At 44.4% G+C, this 24312-nt stretch carries 20 protein-coding genes; 16 read left to right on the top strand and 4 right to left on the bottom strand.

The window, feature by feature from the left end:
* Positions 1–53: 53 nt before the first annotated feature.
* Positions 54–926: an SDR family oxidoreductase gene (locus tag NOM01_RS15715; protein WP_255749515.1), complete on the bottom strand. Its 873-nt coding sequence runs from the start codon at positions 924–926 to the stop codon at positions 54–56.
* Positions 927–1198: 272 nt separating this feature from the next.
* Here NOM01_RS15715 and NOM01_RS15710 point away from each other — a divergent pair, with 272 nt between their 5' ends.
* Both NOM01_RS15710 and NOM01_RS15705 read left to right on the top strand, forming a co-directional pair.
* Entirely contained in the window at positions 1199–2128 is a 930-nt protein-coding gene (locus NOM01_RS15710; RefSeq protein WP_255749514.1) for a WD40/YVTN/BNR-like repeat-containing protein, read from the top strand.
* Positions 2118–2981, top strand: a complete 864-nt coding sequence (locus NOM01_RS15705) for a hypothetical protein (RefSeq protein WP_255749513.1) — start codon at positions 2118–2120, stop codon at positions 2979–2981. Before NOM01_RS15710 ends, NOM01_RS15705 begins: the two co-directional genes overlap by 11 nt.
* Before the next feature lie 156 nt (positions 2982–3137).
* On the opposite strand, the gene NOM01_RS15700 is transcribed toward NOM01_RS15705, so the two are convergent.
* A complete protein-coding gene (locus NOM01_RS15700) occupies positions 3138–3887 on the bottom strand; it encodes an SDR family oxidoreductase (protein WP_255749512.1) in 750 nt (249 codons plus the stop codon).
* Between the two features lie 234 nt (positions 3888–4121).
* Between NOM01_RS15700 and NOM01_RS15695 the strand changes: the two genes are divergently transcribed.
* The 4 genes from NOM01_RS15695 to NOM01_RS15680 all read left to right on the top strand — a co-directional run bounded on the left by NOM01_RS15695 (position 4122) and on the right by NOM01_RS15680 (position 7832).
* Positions 4122–4697, top strand: coding sequence for a TetR/AcrR family transcriptional regulator (locus NOM01_RS15695; protein ID WP_255749511.1), 576 nt, complete (start codon positions 4122–4124; stop codon positions 4695–4697).
* 25 nt (positions 4698–4722) lie between these two features.
* Positions 4723–5955 carry an MFS transporter gene (locus NOM01_RS15690; protein WP_255749510.1) on the top strand — a complete coding sequence of 411 codons (1233 nt, stop codon included), beginning with the start codon at positions 4723–4725 and terminating at the stop codon, positions 5953–5955.
* Positions 5956–6075: 120 nt separating this feature from the next.
* Complete coding sequence (locus tag NOM01_RS15685) at positions 6076–6696, top strand: GyrI-like domain-containing protein (RefSeq protein WP_255749509.1); 621 nt, start codon at positions 6076–6078, stop codon at positions 6694–6696.
* 68 nt (positions 6697–6764) lie between these two features.
* Entirely contained in the window at positions 6765–7832 is a 1068-nt protein-coding gene (locus tag NOM01_RS15680; RefSeq protein ID WP_255749508.1) for a BtaManbiosPhlase, read from the top strand.
* Positions 7833–7870: 38 nt separating this feature from the next.
* Here the strand turns inward: NOM01_RS15680 and NOM01_RS15675 are convergent, their stop codons facing one another.
* Positions 7871–8653 carry a DeoR/GlpR family DNA-binding transcription regulator gene (locus NOM01_RS15675; RefSeq protein WP_255749507.1) on the bottom strand — a complete coding sequence of 261 codons (783 nt, stop codon included), beginning with the start codon at positions 8651–8653 and terminating at the stop codon, positions 7871–7873.
* 164 nt (positions 8654–8817) lie between these two features.
* On the opposite strand from NOM01_RS15675, the gene NOM01_RS15670 reads away from it, so the two are divergent.
* The 10 genes from NOM01_RS15670 (at position 8818) to NOM01_RS15625 (ending at position 22017) form a co-directional block, all read left to right on the top strand.
* Complete coding sequence (locus NOM01_RS15670) at positions 8818–9930, top strand: ABC transporter substrate-binding protein (RefSeq protein WP_255749506.1); 1113 nt, start codon at positions 8818–8820, stop codon at positions 9928–9930.
* Positions 9917–10756 (top strand): alkaline phosphatase family protein, encoded by an 840-nt coding sequence (locus NOM01_RS15665; RefSeq protein WP_255749505.1) that lies wholly within the window; start codon positions 9917–9919, stop codon positions 10754–10756. Before NOM01_RS15670 ends, NOM01_RS15665 begins: the two co-directional genes overlap by 14 nt.
* Before the next feature lie 17 nt (positions 10757–10773).
* Complete coding sequence (locus NOM01_RS15660; RefSeq protein WP_255749504.1) at positions 10774–11622, top strand: ABC transporter permease; 849 nt, start codon at positions 10774–10776, stop codon at positions 11620–11622.
* Positions 11619–12464: an ABC transporter permease gene (locus NOM01_RS15655; RefSeq protein WP_255749503.1), complete on the top strand. Its 846-nt coding sequence runs from the start codon at positions 11619–11621 to the stop codon at positions 12462–12464. The genes NOM01_RS15660 and NOM01_RS15655 overlap by 4 nt, the downstream gene beginning before the upstream one ends.
* Positions 12445–13449: an ABC transporter ATP-binding protein gene (locus tag NOM01_RS15650; RefSeq protein ID WP_255749502.1), complete on the top strand. Its 1005-nt coding sequence runs from the start codon at positions 12445–12447 to the stop codon at positions 13447–13449. Before NOM01_RS15655 ends, NOM01_RS15650 begins: the two co-directional genes overlap by 20 nt.
* 41 nt (positions 13450–13490) lie before the next feature.
* Positions 13491–14342, top strand: coding sequence for a histidinol-phosphatase HisJ (hisJ, locus tag NOM01_RS15645; RefSeq protein ID WP_255749500.1), 852 nt, complete (start codon positions 13491–13493; stop codon positions 14340–14342).
* 959 nt (positions 14343–15301) lie between these two features.
* A complete protein-coding gene (locus tag NOM01_RS15640; RefSeq protein ID WP_255749498.1) occupies positions 15302–17758 on the top strand; it encodes a Xaa-Pro dipeptidyl-peptidase in 2457 nt (818 codons plus the stop codon).
* A gap of 83 nt (positions 17759–17841) precedes the next feature.
* On the top strand, positions 17842–18435 hold the full coding sequence (locus NOM01_RS15635) for a DJ-1/PfpI family protein (RefSeq protein ID WP_255749496.1): 594 nt from the start codon (positions 17842–17844) through the stop codon (positions 18433–18435).
* Between the two features lie 342 nt (positions 18436–18777).
* Positions 18778–20343, top strand: a complete 1566-nt coding sequence (locus tag NOM01_RS15630) for a Vga family ABC-F type ribosomal protection protein (protein WP_255749494.1) — start codon at positions 18778–18780, stop codon at positions 20341–20343.
* A 291-nt stretch (positions 20344–20634) separates the two neighbouring features.
* Positions 20635–22017, top strand: coding sequence for an MFS transporter (locus tag NOM01_RS15625; RefSeq protein WP_255749493.1), 1383 nt, complete (start codon positions 20635–20637; stop codon positions 22015–22017).
* A 79-nt stretch (positions 22018–22096) separates the two neighbouring features.
* Here the strand turns inward: NOM01_RS15625 and NOM01_RS15620 are convergent, their stop codons facing one another.
* Complete coding sequence (locus tag NOM01_RS15620; protein ID WP_255749491.1) at positions 22097–23818, bottom strand: AAA family ATPase; 1722 nt, start codon at positions 23816–23818, stop codon at positions 22097–22099.
* Positions 23819–24312 lie beyond the last annotated feature (494 nt).

Genomic DNA, 24312 nt, shown 5'->3' with positions numbered 1-24312 from the left:
ATGAAACAGCCGACCTTTCTGTATTCAGGAAGGCCGGCTGTTATGAGTACACATTATTTTGTCTGTGAACTTTCTTGAACGAGTTTTGCGATGGCTTCTTTAATTGGTGCGAGCGGACGTCCGAGAAGCTTTTCAAAATCATTGCTTGATACTTCAAGACTGCCTTCACGGATGTCCTTTTGAATACCTTCAAGCATCGGTAAAAGAAATTCGGGCACGCCGGCTTGTTTCATGAGCTTCGTGTAGGTGCTGTCATCGACGTGCTCCACTGAAACGCTCTTGCCGAGCACTTCGCCAACAGCAGATGCAAGCTCTTCTTGAGTCCTTAGTTTGCCGGACAGTTCATAGATTGTGTTTTCATGGCCGCTGCCGGCGAGTACTGCTGCGGCAGCATCGGCATAATCTTGCTGCAAGGCCCAGCCTACCTTGCCGTTGCCCGCGGAGGTTACCCATGGCGCGCCTGCCATTACACCCTGAATTGACGAGAGCTCATTTTCTAAATACCAGTTGTTGCGCAGGAAGGAGTACGGAATGCCGGTTTTTAAAATGGCCTGTTCCGTTGCCTGATGGGTCGGTGCCAGTGCGTTGGAGCTTTTCTGAGCATTAGCAATGCTTGTGTAAGCGATAAATTTTACACCTGCACGTTCAGCGGCAGCTACGGCATTCGTATGCTGCCGAATGCGTGTTTCCGTGTCGTCGGTTGTAGAAATGATCAATAACCGATCAATGCCTGCAAAAGCATGATCCAAGCTTTCCGGTTGATCGAAGTCTCCGTAGCGGACGTCCACACCTTGAGCCTGAAGATCGGCTGCTTTTTCCGGATTACGTACGCTGACAGCAATTTGATTTGCCGGGACATTCTTCAAGAGTGTCGTAACAACCTTTGAGCCAAGCTTTCCGGTGGCACCGGTAACTAATAGTTTCATAGAAAATACCTCCAAATTTAATAAGATTCATCTGTAACTTTTTCGGTTACAACTAATACGCAATAAAAAATAGTTTATCATATAGCTTTTTTGCTTGATGTAATCATTTTAGTTACAACACGAAGCTATGTCAACAAAAATGCATCGTGAACAAATTGACAATCGTTATGAGGCTGTTAATAAGGACATTAAATTGTAAACGAAGCGAGCCTTTGGTATCGTTGAAGAAAATCCTCGGAGTTCTCCACAAATGAACAGAAGGAGTCTTTTCTTTGAAAACGATCTTAATTAGTGTGTGCGGGTTCATGATCATCGCTCTGATCATGACACTATTTAATTATGAAAATCTGATCCGCTTCATACCGGCCCGCAGTCACAGTCAGGTCACTGGTGCGCAGGGAAGGCCTAAGCAACCGCAATCTGAGTTGCTGCGTCCTGTCACGAATGACATGATAAGCTACACGTTACAGAAAAATGAATTGAACATAACATACGACCATGGGAAGAACTGGGTCAAAGTTCCGGTTGAACAAGATCAATTATTCGCCGGAGAATACAACGGAAACAAGCAGGAATTGATTGACGGCAGTTATATGCTGACCGAACATCGGGCGGCATTCTTACACTCAGACGGTGCGAATACGGAAAATAAAAGTGTTGTACTCACTTACTCCCTTGATCACGGAAAAACATGGAAGAATGCTACTGTGACAACTTCCTTTACCGCCATGCGCTTTAGAAAAGTAAGGTTTATCAATGAACACTTTGGTTATGTCATCCTATCCGGTGATCGAACGATGTCTCAAGAAAGTTCAAGAGTCTTTTTAACACAGGACGGGGGCCACAGCTGGAAGGAGACTGCATCTACAGGAGTTACACAGTTGATTTCGGACGGCGGCTTTGTCAATGAATCTACCGGATTCCTGTCTTTTGGAACGATTAATCCTGAGAATCCGGAGCTTTATGTGACGGAAGATGGAGGAAAATCCTGGTCGAAGGCTGTGTTTACAATGCCTAAAAAATATCTCAAGATCTTTGTTACGGCGGAAATTCCAACAATAGAAGGGAACCACTTGGCTGTTTTCGTGAACCAAGGCCCAAATGGCGATTATGAAGGCGGAAAAGTGAAAGGAAAATTCATTTCAGAGGATAATGGTAGAACATGGGTCTTTTCTGAGGAGGTGCAGCCGGATGAAAATTAACAGGAATAAATGGACGACGGTCTTGGGCTGGTGCTCATTATTGCTCGCCTGCAATTTTTTTTGTTTGCAGATTGGCTATTTATTCACACATCGTTTTTTTCAAGTGGAGTATATTGACAATCAACTCTTCTTCATCGTCAACAGCCTGTGTTTATTTTTCATTACACTGTCCCTTTTATTTTTACTTGTATTCACGCGAAGAATGATATGGATTCTTGCCGGAGGGATCATTCTTGTTCTCGTTGTAAATGGGATTCTGCTTGTTGAAAGCAGCAGGGAAGTCAACAACATAACCAGCATATCACCGGATTGGAAGCATGTGTTTGTTGTTAAAGAAAATCCGGCGACCGGCGTGGCCATTTATTATCGGAGCTACTATGGAATTTTTTGTCGGCCAAAGCAGGTCATTCCCTATAGAGCGGATGACCGGTATAAAGTTAAATGGTTGGCGAACGATGTTGCCGCTCTGACGTATACGGATGCAAATGATAAGGTTCAGCAGTTCATCGGTACGTACGGTGATCGCGGAGGAGGCAGATCTTACTATTATGTGGGCGCGGAAATTCATGGAAAATGGCAAGGGGGGAGAACAACGGTCGTCAGCGATTCCAAGGGCATTTCCGTAACTGAAAATGGCGCGACAGAATTATTTGGATGGAGCAGTATTGTTCAATATGGGACACTGGCTGTTGTGCTGAAAAGAGATGATCAAGCCGTGTGGACGCTGTCGCTAAATGAAGATTTTGTGGTCCATTCGGACGCTTCCGAGCCGACTACCGGGACTATCCGTTTGTATCGTGCCACGATGGGAAACAATCAACCATTAACCCTGCACAATGTGCCGTTAAATTAGCTTTGGTGAAAAATTACATAAAGAGCAGGAAATCTTTTCATGAAAAAAGGACTTGCTGTGAAACGATTATTTCAGGCAAGTCCTAAATCACTTTTAGTGAACCTTTGTGGATGGGCCGCACTAAATGGTGCTTCTTATCTTCGAAGCGACATTTAATCAGTTTCTCTGAGCGGTAGGACGTATGATGACTTCATTAATTGATACATCATCAGGCTGACTGATCGCGTAAGCAACAGCATTGGCAATTGCTTCCGGCTTAATGCCGTTGAATTTTTCCTTATCCTCGACTTGTTTCTTAAGTTCCGGATCGGTAATTGTGGTAGGCAGCTCCGTTTGAACTGCGCCAGGTGAAACGTCGGTGACACGAATACCGCTGTATGGGGATTCCTCCAGCCGCAGGCCCTCGGCAATTGCCCGCACGGCAAATTTGGTACCACTGTAAACGGCCCAGCCACCTGGATTGACAGCGAAACCGGCAACTGAGTCGGTATTGATGATATGTCCTGACTTTTGACGACGCATGATTGGAAGTGCAGCCGCAATACCATAAAGGACGCCTTTGATGTTAACATCAACCATGCGCTCCCATTCATCAACCTTCAAATCGCGAAGCGGAGACAGAGGCATTAAGCCTGCGTTGTTGTAGAGCACATCAATTCGGCCATATTTTTCAACGGCAAGATCAATCAGTGATTGAACCTCTTCTTTATTTGCTACATCTGTTTTTTGAAAACAGGCGTCGCCGCCATTGCCGATGATTTCAGAAACTAACGCTTCAAGCTTTTCTGTTCGGCGCGCACCGAGAACGAGCTTGGCCCCTTCATTGGCAAGCTTTCGAGCAGTGGCTTCGCCGATACCGCTTGAAGCACCGGTAATGACAACAACCTTATCTTTAATCTGTTCCATTTGTTTGACAGCCTCCAGTTTTCATGTGTTTAGTGACAGAGCATTGATTACTAACAATTATGATTTTTATGAACCGGGGTGTACAGAATCAATTTTGGAAAAGTTGTGGTATCAGGGAGTGAGGATGCTGCAGTTTTCTTGATTTAAATGGACTCGGTTTCGTCATCACTTGCTTTTGTTTTCTTTATTTGATACGATAACTGACGAACGTTCGTCAAGTAGGAGCTGATGTTATTGAAAAGCGATGAAATTAAAGCGGCGGCTGTAAAATATTTTACGATTTATGGTTATGAAGGAGCCTCGCTTGCTCAAATAGGCGAAGAAGTCGGTATGAAAAAACAATCCATTTATGCACATTTTAAAGGAAAGGACGATCTCTTTCTGCATGTTTTGCAAGAAGCGAAGGAAGAGTATCTGTATTCAAAAATCAAGTATTTTCGCGATATTGATGCACAACATCCCGAAAAAGATCTCTATGGATTTCTGACGATGATGATCGATCTGTTTCAGAAAAATGAACAATTAAAGTTTTGGCTGCGCGTGTCTTTTTTCCCTCCCGTACATCTTACTAAAGTGATCGACAAGGAAGTAGACGATGTCGAAACGCAGGTAAGGGTCGTACTGGAGGAAAAATTTCAGGGCTGGATTGATCATAAAAAAGTCGTTGATGATTCAGCGAAACGATTGACGCTTGCTTTTTTAGGTGTCGTTGATTCTATTTTAGTGGAGCTTGTATACGGAAACGATGAGAAAACACTTAAGGAAAAATTAGACGCCTCTTGGCGTGTATTTTGGCGAGGAATTCAGTGATTTAAACAGAAGAGGGTGTTGCTGGGTGAAAAAGCAGGAAAAAAAACAGAAAACGGTTTTCATTATTTTGCTGAGTAATATATTTATTGCTTTCTTGGGAATTGGTCTCATTATTCCCGTTATGCCCTCCTTTATGGATGCCATGCATTTATCAGGGCAAACAATGGGTTACCTTGTGGCAACGTTTGCGGCAGCACAGTTCTTGATGTCTCCGCTCACCGGCGGCTGGATTGATCGCTTTGGTCGAAAGAAAGCAATTATTATTGGTCTATTCTTTTTCAGCATTTCGGAGCTGATTTTCGGATTGGGAACCAACATAGGGATGCTTTATTTTTCAAGAATTTTAGGAGGTGTGGGTGCCGCCTTTATTATGCCGGGGGCCACGGCTTATGTTGCAGATATTACAACCGTTGAAGAACGACCGAAAGCGATGGGCTATGTTTCTGCGGCGATCAGCACGGGTTTTATTATCGGACCGGGTATTGGTGGTTTTCTTGCCACATACGGCGTGCGCACGCCATTCTTTTTTGCAGCGGTCGTTGCTTTTCTAGCCTGCATCTCATCGCTGCTTATGTTAAGTGAGACAATGCCAAGAGAGCAGTCTGCCGAAAATCCTGCGCATACTCAGGAGAACACAGGCTTTATCAGCGATGTAAAAAAATCTTTTCATCCGCTTTACTTGATTGCGTTCGTTATTGTATTTGTGCTTTCATTCGGCCTGTCTGTGTATGAAACGATTTTCAGCTTGTTTACTGATCATCGATTTGGGTATACAGCACAAGATATTGCCATGATCTTTACCATAAGTTCAATAGTCGGCCTTATTGTTCAAGTATCGATGTTTGGGAAAATGGTCAAAGTACTTGGTGAGAAGAAACTCATACAGTTGTGTCTCGTTGCGGGTGTGCTTTTGGCAGTGGTATCCACGATGGTTTCCAATTTCTTTATCGTGCTCGCAGTCACTTGTGCGATTTTCCTCGCATTTGATTTGCTTCGTCCGGCATTGACAACGTTATTGTCAAAAACAGCCGATGACCAAGAGCAAGGATTTGTTGCGGGAATGAACTCAACCTATACGAGCTTAGGCAATATTATTGGGCCGGCGATGGGCGGACTGTTGTTTGATTGGAACATTAATTTTCCGTACCTTTTTGCTGCGATTATTATGGCCATTGGTTTCGGAATGACATTCAAATGGAAGAACAAACACGTACAGCCCCTTAATCACATAAAGAGCAGTGAGCGTCAGCGGATTTAATTGGTCCGCATGACGTTCTTTTTTTAGTCTGACAGTAAGTCGTCATGACTAATGTTTTATAATATAAGTGTGTTCTTAAGAAGAGATGATCACAACTTTTAAGGGAGAAATTATGAGATCATGACTAAAATAGACTACAAGAAAGACTTTAAAGACCTGTATCTGCCCAAACAAAAACCAGTCATCGTGCGCGTTCCTAAGATCAATTATTTCATGCTTGAGGGCAGCGGTGATCCCAATGGTGAGACATTTGCCCAGGCGACAGCCGCACTCTATAGCTTGAGTTATGCGGTTAAAATGTCTTATAAGAAGGACACAGTTCCTGATGGTTATTATGAATATGTTGTTTTTCCGCTTGAAGGTGTCTGGGATTTGGTGGATAAAACATTGCCGCCGACTGTAAAAAGTAATTTTAAATATACATTGATGATCCGTCAGCCCGATTTTCTTACGAATGAATTATTTGAGCGATTTTTATCCGAGACGAAGAAGAAAAAGCCCAATCCTTATTTAGACCAAGTGATGTTCTCGGCGCTGGAAGAAGGATTATGCTGCCAAATGCTTCACAAAGGAAGCTATGACGATGAGCCGGAAAGCTTTGAACGAATGGCTGAATTTTGCAGCGAACAGGGCTACAGGAGAGTCTCCAAAACACATCGCGAGATCTATTTGTCGGACCCGCGGAGGACTGAACCTGAAAAACTAAAGACGGTTCTTCGGTATCGGGTTGAGAAAGAATAAGCAGGGTACAAAATGTAGATGGTTTAATTAGTGCAGATTGAAATGATAAAGACATAGAGGCGTTTCAAATGGTAAAGGTTACTCGTTTTCCGGAAAATCCGCTGATTTGTCCTGAAGAGGCCAAACCGTATCATGAAGGCTACGAAGTGATTGGTACCTTTAATGCCGGTGTGGCAGAGTATCAGGGAGAAACACTGTTGTTGCTAAGGGTTGCGGAACGTCCGATTATAAACGATCCGGCAATCGTTCCTTCTCCTTTTTACGATGTCAGTCAGCAAAAAATTCGAGTCAAAAACTATCGCCGAAATGATCCGGACTACAATTTTGAAGACAGTCGCACGATCCGTCCTTCGACCAATCTGGATACATTTGACGGTCTCACCTCATTGTCCTACCTTCGACTGGCGCGAAGTCAAGATGGGCACCACTTCACGGTGGATGACCGGTCGTTCATCTATCCGTCCAATCGTTATCAGACATTTGGCATTGAAGATCCGCGGATTACGCAGATTGGAACGACGTACCTCATTTATTTCAGTGCTGTTTCGCCGCTTGGCATTGGCGACTATTTGGTGACAACCAAGGATTTCAAATCATACGAGGATCAGGGTCTTATTTTTTCACCGGAAAATAAGGATGTTGTCATTTTCCCCGAAAAGATTCACGGACTTTATTACGCGCTGCATCGTCCTTCTTTGAAAAGCGTCGGCAGCCCGGAAATTTGGATTGCCGAATCGAATAATCTCAAATACTGGGGCAATCATCGCCATCTGCTCGGCGTGCGCAAACATTTTTGGGATGAAGGGCGGATTGGAGCTGGGGCTGTACCCATTCGTACAAAGGATGGGTGGCTGGAAATCTATCATGGCATGGATGCGCAAAGCCGCTACTGTCTCGGCGCGCTGCTGCTTGATTTGGATGATCCTTCGAAGATTATCGCTCGATCAGCCGAATCGATCGTTGAGCCGGAGGCTGACTATGAGAAAAACGGCTTTTTCGGAGCCGTTGTCTTTACCTGCGGCGGCGTTGTCAAAGGATCCAAGCTTCAGCTTTATTACGGAGCTTCTGATCGCGTGATGGCCGGTGCGGAATTGGACCTTAATGACCTTTTGTCAGAGCTGAGTGAGACTGACTGACAGATTAGAAAATGGAAGTGTGGTCATTGATAAGGAACCTACACACGATGCCAAAAAATACGTTCGTCCTCGCAGAATTTTTTCCAGCGCTCATCCGACTCGGCATCACAGATAATGTGATCAATGCTCGAGGTCGGTTTTATTGTGCAGAAGTTTTGTTTTCCCAATTTTGTCGCGTCGGTGAGTAAATAGCTTTCATCTGCCGCCTCAATCATCATTGACGAAATTTGGCATTCCTCTAAGTCATAATCACTAATGACCTGTTCATTAATACCGCCGCAGGAAATAAAAGCCTTATTAACTTTAAATGAAGCGAGCATGCGCTCGGTTAATGTCCCTTTTATTGATCGTTGTTCGGGGTAAACAGTACCTCCTAAAACGATTAATTGGCAATTAATCAGCTGTTTCTGCTCGATTTTTTTGTTGAGACACCAAGCGGCAGCCAGGGAGTGAGTCAAAAAGGTGACATCACTAACCTGCTGAAGACATTCGCACAATGCGAGTGTTGTTGTTCCCGAATCGAGGACGACTGTGTCTCCATTCTTTATTATTTTTGCGGCGAACGTACCAATTCGCCGTTTTTCTTTTTTCTTAATGTTTGTTTTCCTGACGAATAGTGGTTCAGTAACTGGATTTTCATAGCAGATTGCGCCTCCGTGCACGCGGAGCAGTTGTTTTTGTTTTTCTAATGCGGATAAATCACGACGAATGGTTTCGGGGGTTACATCAAGTGTTTCTGCGAGCTTATTGACACTGACACGTTTGGAAGCTGCCAAGGTATTCAAAATAAATGCTTTTCTGTAATCAAATGATGAGTTCATAATGTTCATCTCCTACTCGTTTTTTATTATTACATCATTTTCCATGCTTGTCTTTGACATTTACATAATTTTAATCTGCGTAACGATGTTTGTTTACATTCTGTATGTATGATTAAAGTGTTGATACAAATAAAACAAATATAGAAACAAAAAGGAGCATGATGATGGGCAACGATTGGAAATCATTCAAGAAGATTCGTAAATTTGCTGTTGGGTGTACGGCGAGCGTTCTGCTTGTGTCAAGTTTAGCTGCTTGTGGAAATTCAGAAACTGCTTCAACAGATAATAATCAATCCCTTTCTTCAATTACAAAGGCGGCAAAGAAAGAAGGAAAAATTTCGAGCGTCGGTATGCCTGACGCATGGGCAAACTGGAAAGATACTTGGAATGACATAACCAAAAAATACGGCATTAAACATACGGATACAGATATGTCCAGTGCTGAAGAATTGGCCAAGTTTCAAACACCGAAATCAGACAGTTCGGCGGATATTGGCGATGTCGGTCTGAATTTTGGGGTAATGGCAAAGGATAAAAAATTGACCATTCCCTATAAAACGACAACTTGGGACAGCATTCCTTCCTGGGCGAAGGACAAAGACGGCTATTACGCTGCCAGCTACACAGGAACACTCGCTTTCTTAACGGATACGAAAAACGTGAAAAATCCTCCGAAAACATGGGATGATCTTCTAAACGGAGATTATAAAATATCAATTGGCGATGTAACGAAAGGCGCAATGTCGCAGATGACGGTACTTGCCGCAGCATTAGCAAATGGAGGCAGCGCAAGCGACATTCAGCCGGGTATTGATTTCTTCAAGAAGATCGCAAAGCAAGGCCGGTTGTCTACGATCGATTCATCAATCCCGAATTTGGAAAAAGGCGAAGTCGATGTTGCGGTTATTTGGGATTTCCTTGGCCTCGGCTATCGTGATCAAATTGACAAGAATCGCTTTACCGTCAGCATTCCTGAAGATAAGTCACTGATGTTCGGTTATTCATCGATTATTAATAAGAATGCTGCACATCCGAATGCCGCAAAGCTCGCACGTGAGTACATTCTTTCTGATGAAGGACAGACAAACTTAGCGAAAGGATATGCACGGCCGATTCGATCTGATGTAAAACTTCCTGCATCCATTAAGGATAAGCTGCTTCCTGAAGATGAATACAAAAACGTTGTTCCTCTTGAAGATGTTGCAACGTGGACAAAGACAGCTGAAACCTTGCCACAGAAATGGCAGCAGGAGGTTCTCGCGAATGCAAAGCAATAAGCTGATCATGATCACTCTGGATGGATGCCGATACGATACAGCGGTGGAGGAACTCGGTTTTCTCGGACATCTCGTTGAGAAAGGACAAGCGGCGCGTTATCAGGTGCTTTCTGAGTTACCGAGTAATTCGCGCCCGATGTATCAAGTCCTGCTGACCGGCACCCCTCCTTATAAAAGTGGGATTGTGTCCAACCTAAGTGTTCGTTTGTCTCAGCAGGATAGCCTGTTTCATCGTGTTCGGGAAGCGGGAGGAGTCACTGCTGCATCTGCCTATTACTGGGTTAGTGAACTTTATCAGCACGCACCGTTTTCTTTTCAAAAAGATCGTATTCAGCATAATAATGAGCTGCCAATTCAACATGGAATTTTCTATTTTGAAGATCAATATCCTGATTCACATGTTTTTGCAGAAGCTAACTATCTGCTTGAAAACTATCAACCGGATTTCCTTTACATTCACTCAATGAATATAGATGATACGGGTCATAAGTTTACATCGGATTCCAAGGAATATCGCGCGGCAGTTGATAAGGCCGATCTGATTCTTGCTGAATGCCTGCCTGCATGGATGCAGGCCGGTTATCAGATCATCGTGACGAGCGATCATGGAATGGATGAATTCGGACATCACGGAGGAACGCGGCCCGGAGTTCGCCAAGTACCGCTGTTCATTATGTCAGACAAAGTTGTTCCGCGAATTGTAGAGAAACAAATTCCGGAACTGATGGTCGCTCCGCTTGCCTGCCATTTAATGAACCTTGAACCTACGCAGGACATGGAGCGTCTTGAGTTTCCCGGATTGCGTACATCTTCAGAATCTATTTAATTAAGGAGTGGAGAATTTTGCAGCAGCATTGGAAAAGACAAGCTCAAGCTTGTCTTTTGCCGCTTGCGGCCGTATTGCTTTTATTTCTTGCGGTTCCGCTTGTTATCATGATTCGGCAAAGTTTCGGTGATCAAAATGGTGATGGATTTTCGTTTGCAAATTTCATGCAGATTTTGAGTCAGCCGTTCTATTATGATGCGTTTCGCAACAGCTTCTTTATTTCCATCTATTCTGCACTTGCGGGTCTTGTTTTGGCGATGTTCGTGGCTGCGGCACTTGCCCGGATGAATGAAAAGGCACAGGAAAAAATCACTTTATTTATTAATATGACGGCAAACTTTGCCGGTGTTCCGCTTGCCTTTGCCTATATAATTTTACTGGGCAATGCAGGACTCGTGACGTTGATTCTGCAGCATATGGGCATTTCTTTACAGAGCTTCTTTAATCTTTATTCATGGCAGGGACTTGCATTGACGTATGTCTATTTTCAAGTACCTCTGGGTGTGTTATTTCTGTATCCCGCATTTAAAGGAATGGACCAGCGCTGGGGAGAGGCAGTTGCATTGCTGGGAGCCAGCCGTTTTTCCTTCTGGGCGCGTATTGGCATTCCGCATATTCTCCCCAGTGTATTGGGGACATTCATTATCCTGTTTGCCAATGGAATGGGAACCTATGAAACAGCTTATGCCTTGGTTGGCGGTACGGTCAGCTTGGTCACAACACGCATTGCCAGTTCAGTATCCGGCGATATTTTTGCCCAGCCTCAAATCGGCAGTGCAATGGCCGTTCTGTTTTCCATCTTGATGATTGCCGTGCTGCTGGTCAATCAGTATTTACTGCATCTTTTCCGGAGGGATATCAAATGAAAAAGATGAACCGATTCATCATCACACTATTTGTTGCCTTCATGTGTCTGCCTATTTTGGTAACGCTCGTCTACTCATTTGCCACTGAATGGGGAAAATCCATTCTTCCTTCTGGATATACATTGAAGTGGTATGCGCAGCTTTATCAGGATCCACAATTTCTCGCGGCAATCTCTCGTTCATTAATTTTGACGGTAGTTACGTTGGCGGCAGTGCTCGTGATTCTGGTTCCAAGTATTGCGCTTGTTGCCATTTATCTTCCTAAGTTTGATCACTTGTTCAAGCCGATTGTCCTGTTGCCGTATGCTATTCCGGGTGTCGTGCTTGCGACCGGTTTGATGCGCACCTATACAAATGGCCTTGTCCCGCTTTTTGCCGTATTGTCGGGCGGACTGTTTATTTATTCGCTTCCCTTCATGTATCAAAGCGTGCGCAGCAGCTTGCAGGAGATTGACGGAACACGATTAATGGAGGCTGCGGAAATGCTGGGCGCTTCAAAGGTTTACGCGTTCATCCGCATTCTGCTCCCCAACATCAAGATTGGCATTATGGTAGGCAGCTTACTTACATTTTCTGCCTTCTTCGGTGAATTTCAATTAACAAATATGATTCTTGGCGGCGATTTTGAAACCATTCGTATTTATATGCTTCGCGTGATGAAAGTCAATGGCCATCTTTCAAGTGCTGTGGTCATGACCTATTTGATTCTGCTCGTGATCATCAGCGCCCTTATTATCAAATTGACGAATATGAATCGAAAGCGTTCCTCTATGATGCGTGAAGAAGCAGCATTTAAACCAATTGTAAAAGGGAGCCCTGCTCATGAGCTACTTAACCATTGAAAACTTGAATCTGGAGCTTGGCGGAAAAATGATTCTCAAGGATCTGAATCTATCGATTGAAAAGGGTCAATTAATTTCGCTTCTCGGTCCAAGCGGTTGCGGAAAATCGACCTTGTTGCGGGGAATCTCCGGTCTTAACTCAATTAAAAGTGGAAAAGTTATGATCGATGGGCGGGACATAACGAAGCTCGCACCTAAAAAAAGAGAAGTGGGGATGGTTTTTCAATCCTACGCCCTGTTCCCCAACCTTACTGTAGCCGATAACGTAGCGTTTGGCCTGGCTATGAAAAGGATCGATAAGGATACGGTGAGCAAGAAAGTCGCTCAAATTTTAGAATTAGTAGGACTTGAAGATAAGGCTAAGTCATATCCGGGCGAATTATCAGGTGGACAGCAGCAACGCGTAGCTCTGGCCCGATCCATCGTTGTAGAGCCTAAGGTGCTTCTGCTTGATGAACCATTGAGTGCGCTGGATGCGCAGATTCGCAAGCAATTGCGGCTCGAACTGTGTCGCCTGCAAAAGAAACTAGGTATAACCATGATTTTTGTTACCCATGATCAGGAAGAAGCCATGGCAATATCTGATCGTATCTTTGTCATGCACAACGGGCAAATCGCTCAAGAGGGTACGCCAAGTCAAGTATACTTCCATCCATCGAATGAGTTTGTTGCAGGCTTCATCGGTAATTACAACAAACTAAATAAGGAACAAATTGAGCGCTTGTTTGGTCCTCTCATTGAGGAAGGGAGCACTTATGCTTTGCGCCCGGAAGCCATTGAATTCACGCCGCAAGATGACGCTGTTTCTGTGGTAGGACAAATTATTGAGCGGCATATTCTTGGCAATGTGGTCCGCTGTACGGTTCAAACACAATATGGAACACTGTGGGTGGATCGAATGAATCAAGGCCAAGCAGTATTGAATGATTTAAAAGATGTCACACTCTTTATTCGTCAAGAAGATGTTGTGACGCTGCATCAATAATATGCAGCAAAATTATAGGCCGAGTTAGGGGAAAGACAGTTATGAAATGGGATGGACATACACATAGTGAATTTTGTCCGCATGGATCCGGTGAAGATACAGAGTTATTCATTCGATCGGCGATAAAACAGGGAATGACGGATTATTCAATTACTGAACATGCGCCGCTTCCACCTGATTTCTTGGCTCGATGCGCCGGTGCTCAACAAGCGATTGATACAGCGGGTATCGCTATAAACGATGTAGAGCCTTATTTAAACAAAATGAATAAATTAAAGCAAAAATATCGTTCACAGCTGAACATTCATATTGGTTTTGAAGTGGATTATCTTAGTGATTACGAAAACTGGACACGTGATTTTTTAAACGAATATGGCTTGTATAGTGATCATAGTATTCTATCCCTGCATTTCCTTCCGGGCAGCGGAGGCTATCGAGCGATAGACTATAGTGCGGAAGACTATCAGCAGGGCATTGTCTCTTTTTATGGCAGCTTTCAATTCGCCCAAGAGGCGTATTTCGGGATGATGCGTCATCTGGTAAAATCAGATCTCGGTATTTATAAACCAACGCGAATCGGTCATATGACACTTTGCCGAAAGTTCAAAAATTACTTTACAAAAGAGGATACCGGCTTTTCTGCGAAGACAGAACAGTTGATTGATTATTTTTTAAATGAAGTTGTCATTGGCGAGTATGCATTGGATTACAACACGTCCGGTATGTTTAAAGATTGGTGCAGAGAACCCTATCCACCCGATGAAATCGCATCGTTAGCCGTAAAAAAACAGATCCCGTTTGTTTTTGGATCAGACGCACATTTTTCGAAGGATGTCGGGAGAGGTTATGAGCGTTTTGAAAGGTGGACGGCACCGGATACTCAGAACTCATGAAAATCGTATTTAATGTGGAATTGAAAAAACATAGATTAAATGTGAAGCCCCGGAAAATGGACCTAATTGTCCAAATGACGGGGCTTTTTACTGCTTGAGACTGCGATCCTTTTGATTAAATAAGCCAGTTAGTCAGCTGGATTGATGGATCTTTCCAAATGCCAATGCACGAATCGGATAGAGATCCAGCCATGCACAAGAACGGCAATCCAATGCATGAAAAATTGGGCTCAATGCATGAAAACAGGTGGCCAATGCACGAAAACTGAGAATCAATGCATGAATCAAAGCTAGAGATCAGGCCATGCACAAGAACGGCAGTCCAATGCATGAAAAATAGGGTTCAATGCACGAAAACAGGTGGCCAATGCACGAAAAATGAGAATTAATGCACGAATCAAAGCTAGAGATCCAGCCATGCACAAGAACGGCAGTCCAATGCATGAAAAATAGGGTTCAATGCACGAAAACAGGTGGCCAATGCACGAAAACAGAGAATCCATGCACGAATCGAAGATATAGATCAGGCCATGCACGAGAATGGCAATCCAATGCATGAAAAATAGGGTTCAATGCACGAAAACAGGTGGCCAATGCACGAAAACAGAGAATCCATGCACGAATCGAATATAGAGATCAGGCCATGCACAAGAATGGCAATTCAATGCACGAATCAAAGCTAGAGATCCAGCCATGCACAAGAACGGAAGTCCAATGCATGAAAAATAGGGTTCAATGCACGAAAACAGGTGGCCAATGCACGAAAAATGAGAATTAATGCACAAAAAAAGCAGGTCAATGCACGAACAAAGGAATATATGTCTATCAACATTAGAAGTAGAAAAGCGTCCACTTTTTTAGCATTTTTCTTAAGTTAATTGATGGACAAATACATAGGAGACCTGAGTGCTGGATCGAGTGATATAATAACTGCAGTTACTTACTGAGGAGTTTTGTCGATGAAAAACAATCAATTTGCACGAAAAACTGCCGATCACCAAACAGTGATCGAAGAACTACAACGGATTCATTTTCTGGATGATCAAATCAACCACGCGCAGACGCCTGCCGCAGCCTATCGTTCGCTGCTCAAAAAAGCGTTTGTAAAGGTGCGAGGCGAACATGAATTTGATACGAAACTGCGAAACTATTTAGCAACACCAACTGCCGATCTTAAAGACTACTTGGATGTCGGTGAGCCGATTACGGCGGATATCTTCTATTTAGTCGCATTGCAGCTATGCGGTTTTTTGCCGGAGGATGATTTTTCGCTTGCTGAACCGCTGGCCGCGATGAAAAAAATGCAGCTGCCGATGCTTGCGGCGTCTGGCGCGTGGACCAAAGAGCAGGTTCTAGATGCTTGGTATTTGTTGCTGAATACCCACACTAAGGATGGACAGACATTTCTCGATCTGTTGACGAATCAGGGCTATTTTGTTCCATTTTATAATCAGTCCGCGCAGCAGAAACCGCTCTTTTTTAACGGTAAATCTCAGGCCGTTTTTGATACAGCTAAGCTGATTCGTGAGGTCGTATATGTCGAATCTTCCGTGGATTCGGATGGTGATGGTAAGAGGGATCTGCTGAAGGTTCAAATCATACGTCCGGCTGACACAGAAGATGGATTAAAGGTTCCGGCACTTTTCACCGCTAGTCCATATAATCAAGATACAAATGATGAAGCCGGAGAAAAAGCAATGCACAACGTTAATGTCCCTTTGACGGAGAAGCAGCCGAATAACCTCAGCTACGAGGATATTGCTTACCATGATGAGAAACTGGAACTGCCGGTCCCGCGTCCGGTCAATGGAGAAACGAAATATGCAACGGAGACGTTCAGCCGTGAATATTCCTATACATTGAATGATTATTTCTTGGCGCGAGGGTTTGCGGCTGTGTACTCTGCGGGCATTGGTACGCTTGATTCAGACGGCATCCAAACTTGCGGTGATCCACAGCAGACCGAGGCCACCATTGATGTGATTGAGTGGCTGAACGGCAAACGGCGCGCGTTTACGAATCGAACGGATAACATAGCGATCACCGCTTGGTGGTGCAACGGTTCTGTGGCAATGACCGGCCGTTCTTATCTGGGAACCTTGGCGACTGCCGCCGCCACAACCGGCGTTGAAGGATTAAAGACGATTATTTCCGAAGCGGCAATTTCTTCATGGTACGGCTATTACCGTGAAGGCGGGTTAATGATTGCACCGGATGGTTTTCCTGGTGAGGATGCCGACGTTCTGGCGATCGAAACGATGAGTCGGATGAAGGCCGCTGCCGATTATCATTTGCACATCAAAGATTATTTTGACGCGCAAATGGAAAAGATGGCACGCGACATGGAGCGTGAATCCGGTAATTATAATACCTTCTGGGATGCGCGCAACTACCTCAAAAAGGTGAAAAACATTAAATGCGATGTGCTGATGATTCACGGATTGAACGACTGGAATGTGAAACCGGGTCAGGTGGAGCAATTGTGGCAGGCACTTCGGGATGTGCCGGTGACGAAAAAAATCATTCTGCATCAAGGACAGCACATCTATATTAACGCCTTCCGTTCGCTTGATTATACGGACATGATCAATTTGTGGATCAGCCACGAACTCTACGGTATCCAAAACGGGGCGAAGGAGCTTTTGCCCAACGTAATCGTGCAAGATAATGTGACTCCGGAAACCTGGACCGCTTATCAAGACTGGGCTGAGCCAAGCGCAACGAGGGAAACCTATCATTTTGCTGAGGGAAGATTAACTACTGCAACTGCGGATCACGAAGTGGTATCTTTCAAAGATAGTCTTCCGAAAGACATTTTTAATCGTTATGCTGCACACCATGATCAATGGGCACAGGATCTTCTTGCGGATGAACCGAACGCTTTGAGCGCAAACTGCCTATTGTTCAAAACAAATCCGGTGGATGATGACAAAATTATTGACGGCCGGGTACATGTTCATGTTCAGGCGGCATCAAACCATTCCTTTGGTATGCTGAGCTTTCAACTGGTCGATTACGGAAAAGCAAAACGATTCAACGTTTCGCCAACGCCAAACTCTATGAGAAAAATAGATCTAGGCTATCGCTGGCGTGAGGATCAGCTTCGTGAATTTACTCTGGCCAAGTTTCCTACGCCGTTTAAGATGATCTCGAAGGGTCACATCAACTTGCAAAATAGAGAAAATGCCTGGAAGGTTGACGAATTAAAGCCGAATCAATTCTATGAGATTGATGTTGACCTACAGCCGACATTTCATCGATTGGTCGCCGGACACCAGCTTGGGCTTGTTGTTTATGCGACCGATTTTGGAATGACGGTGCGCGGCAATCAAGATTTGCGTTATTCACTCGAATTAGGTGGTTGTCATTTAGATGTGCCGTTTCGATTAGAAAACTTGGCTTCGCCAAGTCTCTGAAGAAGGCGAAGACTTAGTTGCACGTACACTAAATTCCTCTAAATCTTTATACTTTCTTATTTGTGTAAAAAAGGAGGATCAGCATGAATGTAAACATTTTGCTTTTCCCTGATTTTGAAACGCTGGACGCCTTTGGCCCTGTTGAAGTACTGGGAAGGATCAGCGATTATGCGCTGCATTTTGTATCAATGGACGGTGGATTAGTGATCAGCAGGCAGCAGACGTCGATCATGACCGAGCCGATGGATCAAGCTGATCCGTCAGGAATCCTTCTGATTCCGGGCGGACAAGGTACGCGGCCGCTTGTTCATGATGAAGAGTTTACAAAAAAGTTAAAGCATGCGGCAGAACAAGCAGCCTTTTGCTTAACAGTATGCACCGGATCAGCTCTCTTGGCACGGACAGGACTGCTTGACGGCCGGAAAGCGACCTCTAATAAAATCGCGTTTGATTGGGTAAAAAGTGTAAATTCGGCGGTGCACTGGGTGGAGCGTGCTCGGTGGGTCACTGACGGGAAATACTATACATCCTCCGGCGTCTCAGCGGGAATCGATATGACTCTGGGATTCGTTGCCGATCAATTTGGGACTGAGCAAGCTTCTGATGTTGCTCACGGCATTGAATATGTCTGGAACAACGATAAAACCAGCGATCCATTTTCGAGAAAGAAGCATTGAAAAAGTGAACATCGCTTTTGCCTAGAGGGTTTGCTGTTTGACAATAGCGAGTAAATTGATTACATTGAAAGTAATCGAGTGAACGGAAGGGGTGAACCAACGGCCGATGAAAAACTAATCCTATTTTTTGAAACCGCCAATTGAAGGTAGTGAGAAGCAGGGGAACCGTACTGCCACTATGCCTTCAAACGGAGTTCAGAATAGGATTGGTGATTTGTAGTCGGCTTGAGAAGACCGGGTGTCTTTTTGGTGTTCGCCTATATTTTTACAGCAGCCTCCTATTCTGACAACAGATAGGGGGCTATTTTACGTCCCTGATTATGAAAAAATGGGGATGATTTTATGATCTTGTTAGAAGCTCTAAAAATAAAACACTATGTTAAGGATCGTTTGTTACTCGATATTGATCAACTGCACATTCATCGCAACGATCGAATTGGACTCGTTGGACGAAACGGGTGCGGTAAAACAACACTGCTCAACATCTTAGCAGAGAAAATCGTACCTGAAGAAGGAACAGTTATTCAACACGCATCGTGTGAGCTGCTGCCGCAGTTGAAACGGACGGATACAACAAAAAGCGGCGGTGAAGTCACCCAAGAGTATATCCAAGAAGCGCTGGTACGGGATTCTGAGCTTTTGCTTGCAGATGAACCCACGACCAATTTGGATACGGATCACATTGAATGGCTGGAAAAGAAGCTGAAGGCATGGCAGGGTGCGCTGGTCATCGTTTCGCATGACCGTGCGTTTTTGGACGCGCTTTGTACAACAATATGGGAAATCAATGACAGCAAAATAAGTGTTTATACAGGCAATTACAGTGATTATGAGCAGCAGAAGGAAGCCATGCATGCCGAGCAGCAACACGCTTACGAGAACTATGAAAAAAAGAAGAAGCAGTTGGAAGACGCTTTGAAATTAAAAGAGAAAAAAGCGGAACGGGCGACAAAAAAGCCCAAAAACGTAAGTGGATCAGAAGCTCGAATTACGGGAGCGAAGCCGTACTTCGCCAAAAAACAAAAGAAATTGCAGACAACAGCGAACGCCATTGAAACACGATTGGAAAAACTGGAAAAGGTAGAAAAAGTGAAAGACATTCAGCCGCTTAAAATGAATCTGCCCAACGCAGAAACATTTAAGAATCGGATCATTCTTCGAGCGGAGGGTGTATCTGCACAATTCGGTAAACGTGTGCTTTGGCGTCGGAACAGCTTCTTTATACGGGGCGGGGATAAATTCGCCATCATCGGTCCCAATGGCAGCGGAAAGACAACGTTAATCAGGAAGATCATTAATCAAGAAACGGGGATCACACTGTCTCCATCTGTAAAAATCGCTTATTTTAGTCAAAATTTAAATATCCTGAATGAGGATAAATCGGTCATTGAAAACGTCTGCGCAACGTCAAAGCAGGAGGAAACACTGATTCGAACGGTGCTCGCACGGATGCATTTTTACCAAGACGATGTTTATAAGCTGGTTGGAGTACTGAGCGGCGGAGAGCGAGTAAAAGTGGCGTTAACCAAGCTCTTTCTAAGTGATATGAATACGCTGATTCTGGATGAACCGACAAATTATCTTGACATGGAAGCGGCTGCCGCATTGGAATCGCTGCTCAAAGAGTTTGAGGGAAGCGTAATCTTTGTCTCCCATGACCGACGATTTATAGAAAACATTGCCACTCGGATATTAGAAATTCGAAATCAACAAATTCGCGTGTTTGAAGGAAACTACCGACAGTTCAAAAATGACAAGCCAAAAAAGAATCGAGATCTCGAAAAGGACAAACGTCTCGTGCTCGAAACAAAAATAGCAGCGGTGCTTGGTCGTTTAAGTATCGAACCATCTGATGAATTGGAGCAGGAGTTTCAAGAGCTGTTGAAGGAAAAAAGGGAATTGGATTAATTATTGAGTACAAATGAATCGTATACAAACAAAGCAGATTATCCCTGTTCGGAGGAATAGTCTGCTTTGTGCTTTCATTATAAATAATCAAAAACGATACCCTTTTGTTATAGAAATGGTTTCGATTAATAATCTAAGGGTATAGAATATTTAATTCGATTCATCATTAAACTTTTCAACTCTTCGTGATCTCCTCCTCCACATGCCATATTTTGCTGCTTATAACTGAAGACACTGAAGAAAATTCAATAATAGAGCGGGACCAAAATCGTAATTGAAGAGGTGCTGGTAATGAGTAAGTTGGAAAAAGAAACAACCGAAATAGCTCAAGATAGAGATCCGGGAAACTTTTCAGGACGCAAGCCTTCTGAGCTTCGCAAGGTAATTATCTCCAGCTGGATTGGAAATACAATTGAGTTTTATGATTTTCTCGTCTATGGGCTTGCTGCGGCTTTGGTATTTAATACGATCTTTTTTCCCAATATCAGTGCTTTGGCGGGAACTTTAGCAGCCTTTGCAACTTTTGGTGTCGGATTTATCGCGCGACCGCTTGGCGGAGCCTTTTTCGGGCATTATGGCGATACTCTAGGAAGGAAAAAGGCGCTTGTGATTACGTTGCTTGGTATGGGCGCGGCTACGATGCTTGTCGGCATTCTGCCAACCTATCAGCAAGTCGGAATCATGGCGCCGATTCTGCTCGTCCTTTTACGTTTCATGCAGGGCTTTGTGGTCGGTGGCGAATGGGGCGGCGCGATGCTTTACGTTGTTGAAAGCGCATCACCGAGCAGACGCGGCTTGGCAGGTGCTCTTCCTCAGACCGGCGGTTTTTCCGGACAGCTGCTGGCAACAGGAATGTTCGCACTTGTGACAATGCTGAATCGGGAACAGCTGCTTTCATGGGGCTGGAGAATTCCTTTTCTCTTTAGTGGCGTGCTTGTAGCTGTGGGCCTTTATATGCGCATACATCTTGAGGAGACACCGGTCTTTGAAAAATTGAAGAAAAAAGAAAAAATCGAAAAAAGCGGTTTGCAGGTTGTACAGAAAAGTCCCGTTTTTCGGGTTGTGAAAAAGGGATGGAAGAAGCTTCTGACCATTATGGTACTGCGCTTTGCGGAAAGCGTTCCCTTTTTTCTTGCCACTGTTTTTGCAGTTTCCTATGCTACCGAGCAGCTCGGTGTAAGCAACGGGATGATGCTGTCTGTTGTCATGCTGACCTGTGTCATTGCATTTCCAGCTCACGCACTGTTCGGGTATATTTCAGATAAGATCGGCCGTCGTCCGGTATATATTTTTGGTGCGCTGTTCGCAGCGGCCTTCGTCTTTCCATTTTTCTATCTCGTCGAAAGTGGCTCCTTTGCCTTGTTGATGCTAGCTTATTTTCTATTTATCAATGTTGGGCACAACTCGATTAATGCGGTTCAGCCGGCCTTTTTTACCGAGATGTTTGGCCCTTCCGTCCGTTACAGTGGGGCATCCATCGGCGCACAATTAGGTGCGATTGTGGCAGGGGGGTTCACTCCGTTTATTGCCAAATGGCTGACTGCTGTTGATGGAGATCAGTGGTACTATCTCGCATTTTACGTTATGATCGTTTCACTGCTGTCCGCTTCCGCTGCCTTTCTGACATCTGAGACAATCAATAAAAATATATATGGTTCAAAAATTCACCGTTGATGTCCTTCATTTGAATGTTGGTAAAAAAAGGCTGCTCATCGTCGTATCATGACGTGTGAGCAGCCTCTGTTTCTTTGCTTTAATCTTCTTTTTTTTCTGCAATAGTTTCAGACGAATTTTTCACGTCAGAGGCAGTTCCTAATGCCTTGATTTCAGGCACTTCTGGACGCTCGTGACCATATAGATTAACATAAAGTGCATCAATTTCTTCTCCGGTGAGATCACCGCGTGTCAATAGTTCTCTCGCAATGGCATGAACAAATTCCGTCTGTTCTTCGATTAATGTTTTTACTTGGTTCATCTGATCTTTTAATAATGTGTTGATTTTAGGACGGAGCTGTTTAAGTGCGTCCGTTAGTGAACCTGTAGAAAGCCAGCTGAACAATTCGTCGCCCATGCCGACTGCGCCAAGATAGGCACCGGCGAGCTCGGTTGCTTGCTGCAGGTCGGAGGTAACGCCGTTTAATTTTTTTCCCAAAAAGAGTTCTTCGGACGCGCGTGATGCGAGGCATACTTGAATTTCCGCCAGCATTTCGCTGTCGCTTTGATTATAACGCTCATGGGTTGGTTTCGTTGCGGCAAGTCCGAGCGCGCTGCCTCGACGGATGATGGTCACTTTCCAGACGCGTTCATGAGGCTTCAACAAATATTGGGCAACGGCATGGCCGGCTTCATGATAGGCAACATTTCGTTTTTCATCGTCGCTCATTGAGCGAAGCGGCTGCTTCAAGCCCCATTCATAGGTCTCCATGGCAGCTCTGAAGTCTTCATAATTCGCGCCATTCGCGCCGCGCTGATGTGCAATGACGATGGCCTCGTTCACAATATGCTTGATTTGTGCCGGACTATAGCCGATGGTGTCTAATGCCGCTTTTTGCGCAGTCAGTGATTCATCTCGGTTAACCTTTGCGAGATAGTAGTCAAATACATCTACGCGGCCGTCATAGTCAGGAGGATAGACCCAGAGCTTTCGATCAAATCGACCGGGACGAAGTAAAGCGGAATCCAGGACGTCCGGTAAATTGGTTGCACCGATGGTCAATACAGCGCGGCGCTCTGCTTTTTTGTGCCTGAGCCCAAGCGCACGGAACAGCTTGGCAAACCGTGAATGATCAATATTCGGCGGGTCCATTTGCAGCAGAAGTTCGTTGAGCAAACCGGAGCCGCCCATACCGAACATCGCGCCAAGTCCTCCACCTCCGCCTCCGTTTGCTTGCCGCGACATGCCGATCGCATCGATTTCATCAATGAAAATAATGCAGGCACCATAGGTTTTTGCTAGCTTTCGAGCTTTTTTATAGAGGCTCATTACTTTAAGATTACCAACACCGAAGAACATATTTTGAAAGCTTGGTGCCGAAGCATAGGCGAAAGGAACCTGAGCTTCATTTGCGACAACCTGTGCGAGATAAGATTTTCCTGTTCCCGGAGGCCCGCAAAGCAGCATCCCGCGGATGGCCTGACCGCCCATTTTCTTGAAATCTTTGACACCTCTGAGCAAGGTAACGATGCGTTTGGCATTTTCAACGACTTCAGGATTGCCTCGATAATCGTCCCAGCTCGATCCTGTTTCGCCGGGCATGATCCAATAGGTTCGTCCCCGGGCAAGGAACCAAAAGAGGGCAACAAACTGAATGATCATAAAGAGTACGGCAAAGAATAGTTGGAAAATCAGGTTAAATGCTGTCACAGCGATATTCTGAGCAACCTGTCCTCCTGCCCAAATCGCTGTGGCAATGATTACGGCAATGATGAAGAAAATTAGTACTTTTCGCCACATGAGCCAGCGGTATTTTTTCATAGTCTCACTCCTCACCTATTTTTTGTTCGTCCATTCTCAAGGAATGAGATGATGGCAGAATAATCATTTCTTTTGAAACTATTTATGAGCGCATCGTTTGGAAGGAACACCGAGCGAGGCGACATAAAGGACAAAATCAAAGATCAATTTATTATAATAATAATAGCTTAAGGAATGATTAACACAAATTGAAATGAAATACATGACTGCAAATGATAGCCATCCGAAAGCAGAGAAAAGGAACGTTCGCAGGCAACTGTTGGTAAAAAGTGAGGAAAATGAAGAACAAGAAAAATATTTACGAATACTCATCATGTTGCGAGATTGAAAAAAGTTAGGAATACTATGAGATGATGGATTCAGCAAAAAATAACTGTGGAAAAGATAATGATGAGACTAACCCAAGAACGAAATAAATAATCTTTCACAAACTATCCCCTATAATTGCAAAAAAAAGGAGAATACGATGAAAATAATAAGTCGTCATAAAACGG

The sequence above is a fragment of the Sporolactobacillus sp. STSJ-5 genome, assembly GCF_024385605.1.
GTDB lineage: Bacteria > Bacillota > Bacilli > Bacillales > Sporolactobacillaceae > Sporolactobacillus.
The sequence above is the reverse complement of the archived record's forward strand: the minus strand, read 5'-3'. Positions and strand labels throughout refer to the sequence as shown.

Bases quoted from the DNA above. Each gene is read 5' to 3' on its own strand.
- NOM01_RS15685 (WP_255749509.1), top strand. From the start codon at position 6,076: ATGACTAAAATAGACTACAAGAAAGACTTTAAAGACCTGTATCTGCCC.
- NOM01_RS15635 (WP_255749496.1), top strand. From the start codon at position 17,842: ATGAATGTAAACATTTTGCTTTTCCCTGATTTTGAAACGCTGGACGCC.
- NOM01_RS15655 (WP_255749503.1), top strand. From the start codon at position 11,619: ATGAAAAAGATGAACCGATTCATCATCACACTATTTGTTGCCTTCATG.
- NOM01_RS15665 (WP_255749505.1), top strand. From the start codon at position 9,917: ATGCAAAGCAATAAGCTGATCATGATCACTCTGGATGGATGCCGATAC.
- NOM01_RS15715 (WP_255749515.1), bottom strand. From the start codon at position 926: ATGAAACTATTAGTTACCGGTGCCACCGGAAAGCTTGGCTCAAAGGTT.
- NOM01_RS15705 (WP_255749513.1), top strand. From the start codon at position 2,118: ATGAAAATTAACAGGAATAAATGGACGACGGTCTTGGGCTGGTGCTCA.
- NOM01_RS15630 (WP_255749494.1), top strand. From the start codon at position 18,778: ATGATCTTGTTAGAAGCTCTAAAAATAAAACACTATGTTAAGGATCGT.
- NOM01_RS15670 (WP_255749506.1), top strand. From the start codon at position 8,818: ATGGGCAACGATTGGAAATCATTCAAGAAGATTCGTAAATTTGCTGTT.
- NOM01_RS15700 (WP_255749512.1), bottom strand. From the start codon at position 3,887: ATGGAACAGATTAAAGATAAGGTTGTTGTCATTACCGGTGCTTCAAGC.
- NOM01_RS15620 (WP_255749491.1), bottom strand. From the start codon at position 23,818: ATGAAAAAATACCGCTGGCTCATGTGGCGAAAAGTACTAATTTTCTTC.
- NOM01_RS15625 (WP_255749493.1), top strand. From the start codon at position 20,635: ATGAGTAAGTTGGAAAAAGAAACAACCGAAATAGCTCAAGATAGAGAT.
- NOM01_RS15640 (WP_255749498.1), top strand. From the start codon at position 15,302: ATGAAAAACAATCAATTTGCACGAAAAACTGCCGATCACCAAACAGTG.
- hisJ (WP_255749500.1), top strand. From the start codon at position 13,491: ATGAAATGGGATGGACATACACATAGTGAATTTTGTCCGCATGGATCC.
- NOM01_RS15680 (WP_255749508.1), top strand. From the start codon at position 6,765: ATGGTAAAGGTTACTCGTTTTCCGGAAAATCCGCTGATTTGTCCTGAA.
- NOM01_RS15675 (WP_255749507.1), bottom strand. From the start codon at position 8,653: ATGAACTCATCATTTGATTACAGAAAAGCATTTATTTTGAATACCTTG.
- NOM01_RS15650 (WP_255749502.1), top strand. From the start codon at position 12,445: ATGAGCTACTTAACCATTGAAAACTTGAATCTGGAGCTTGGCGGAAAA.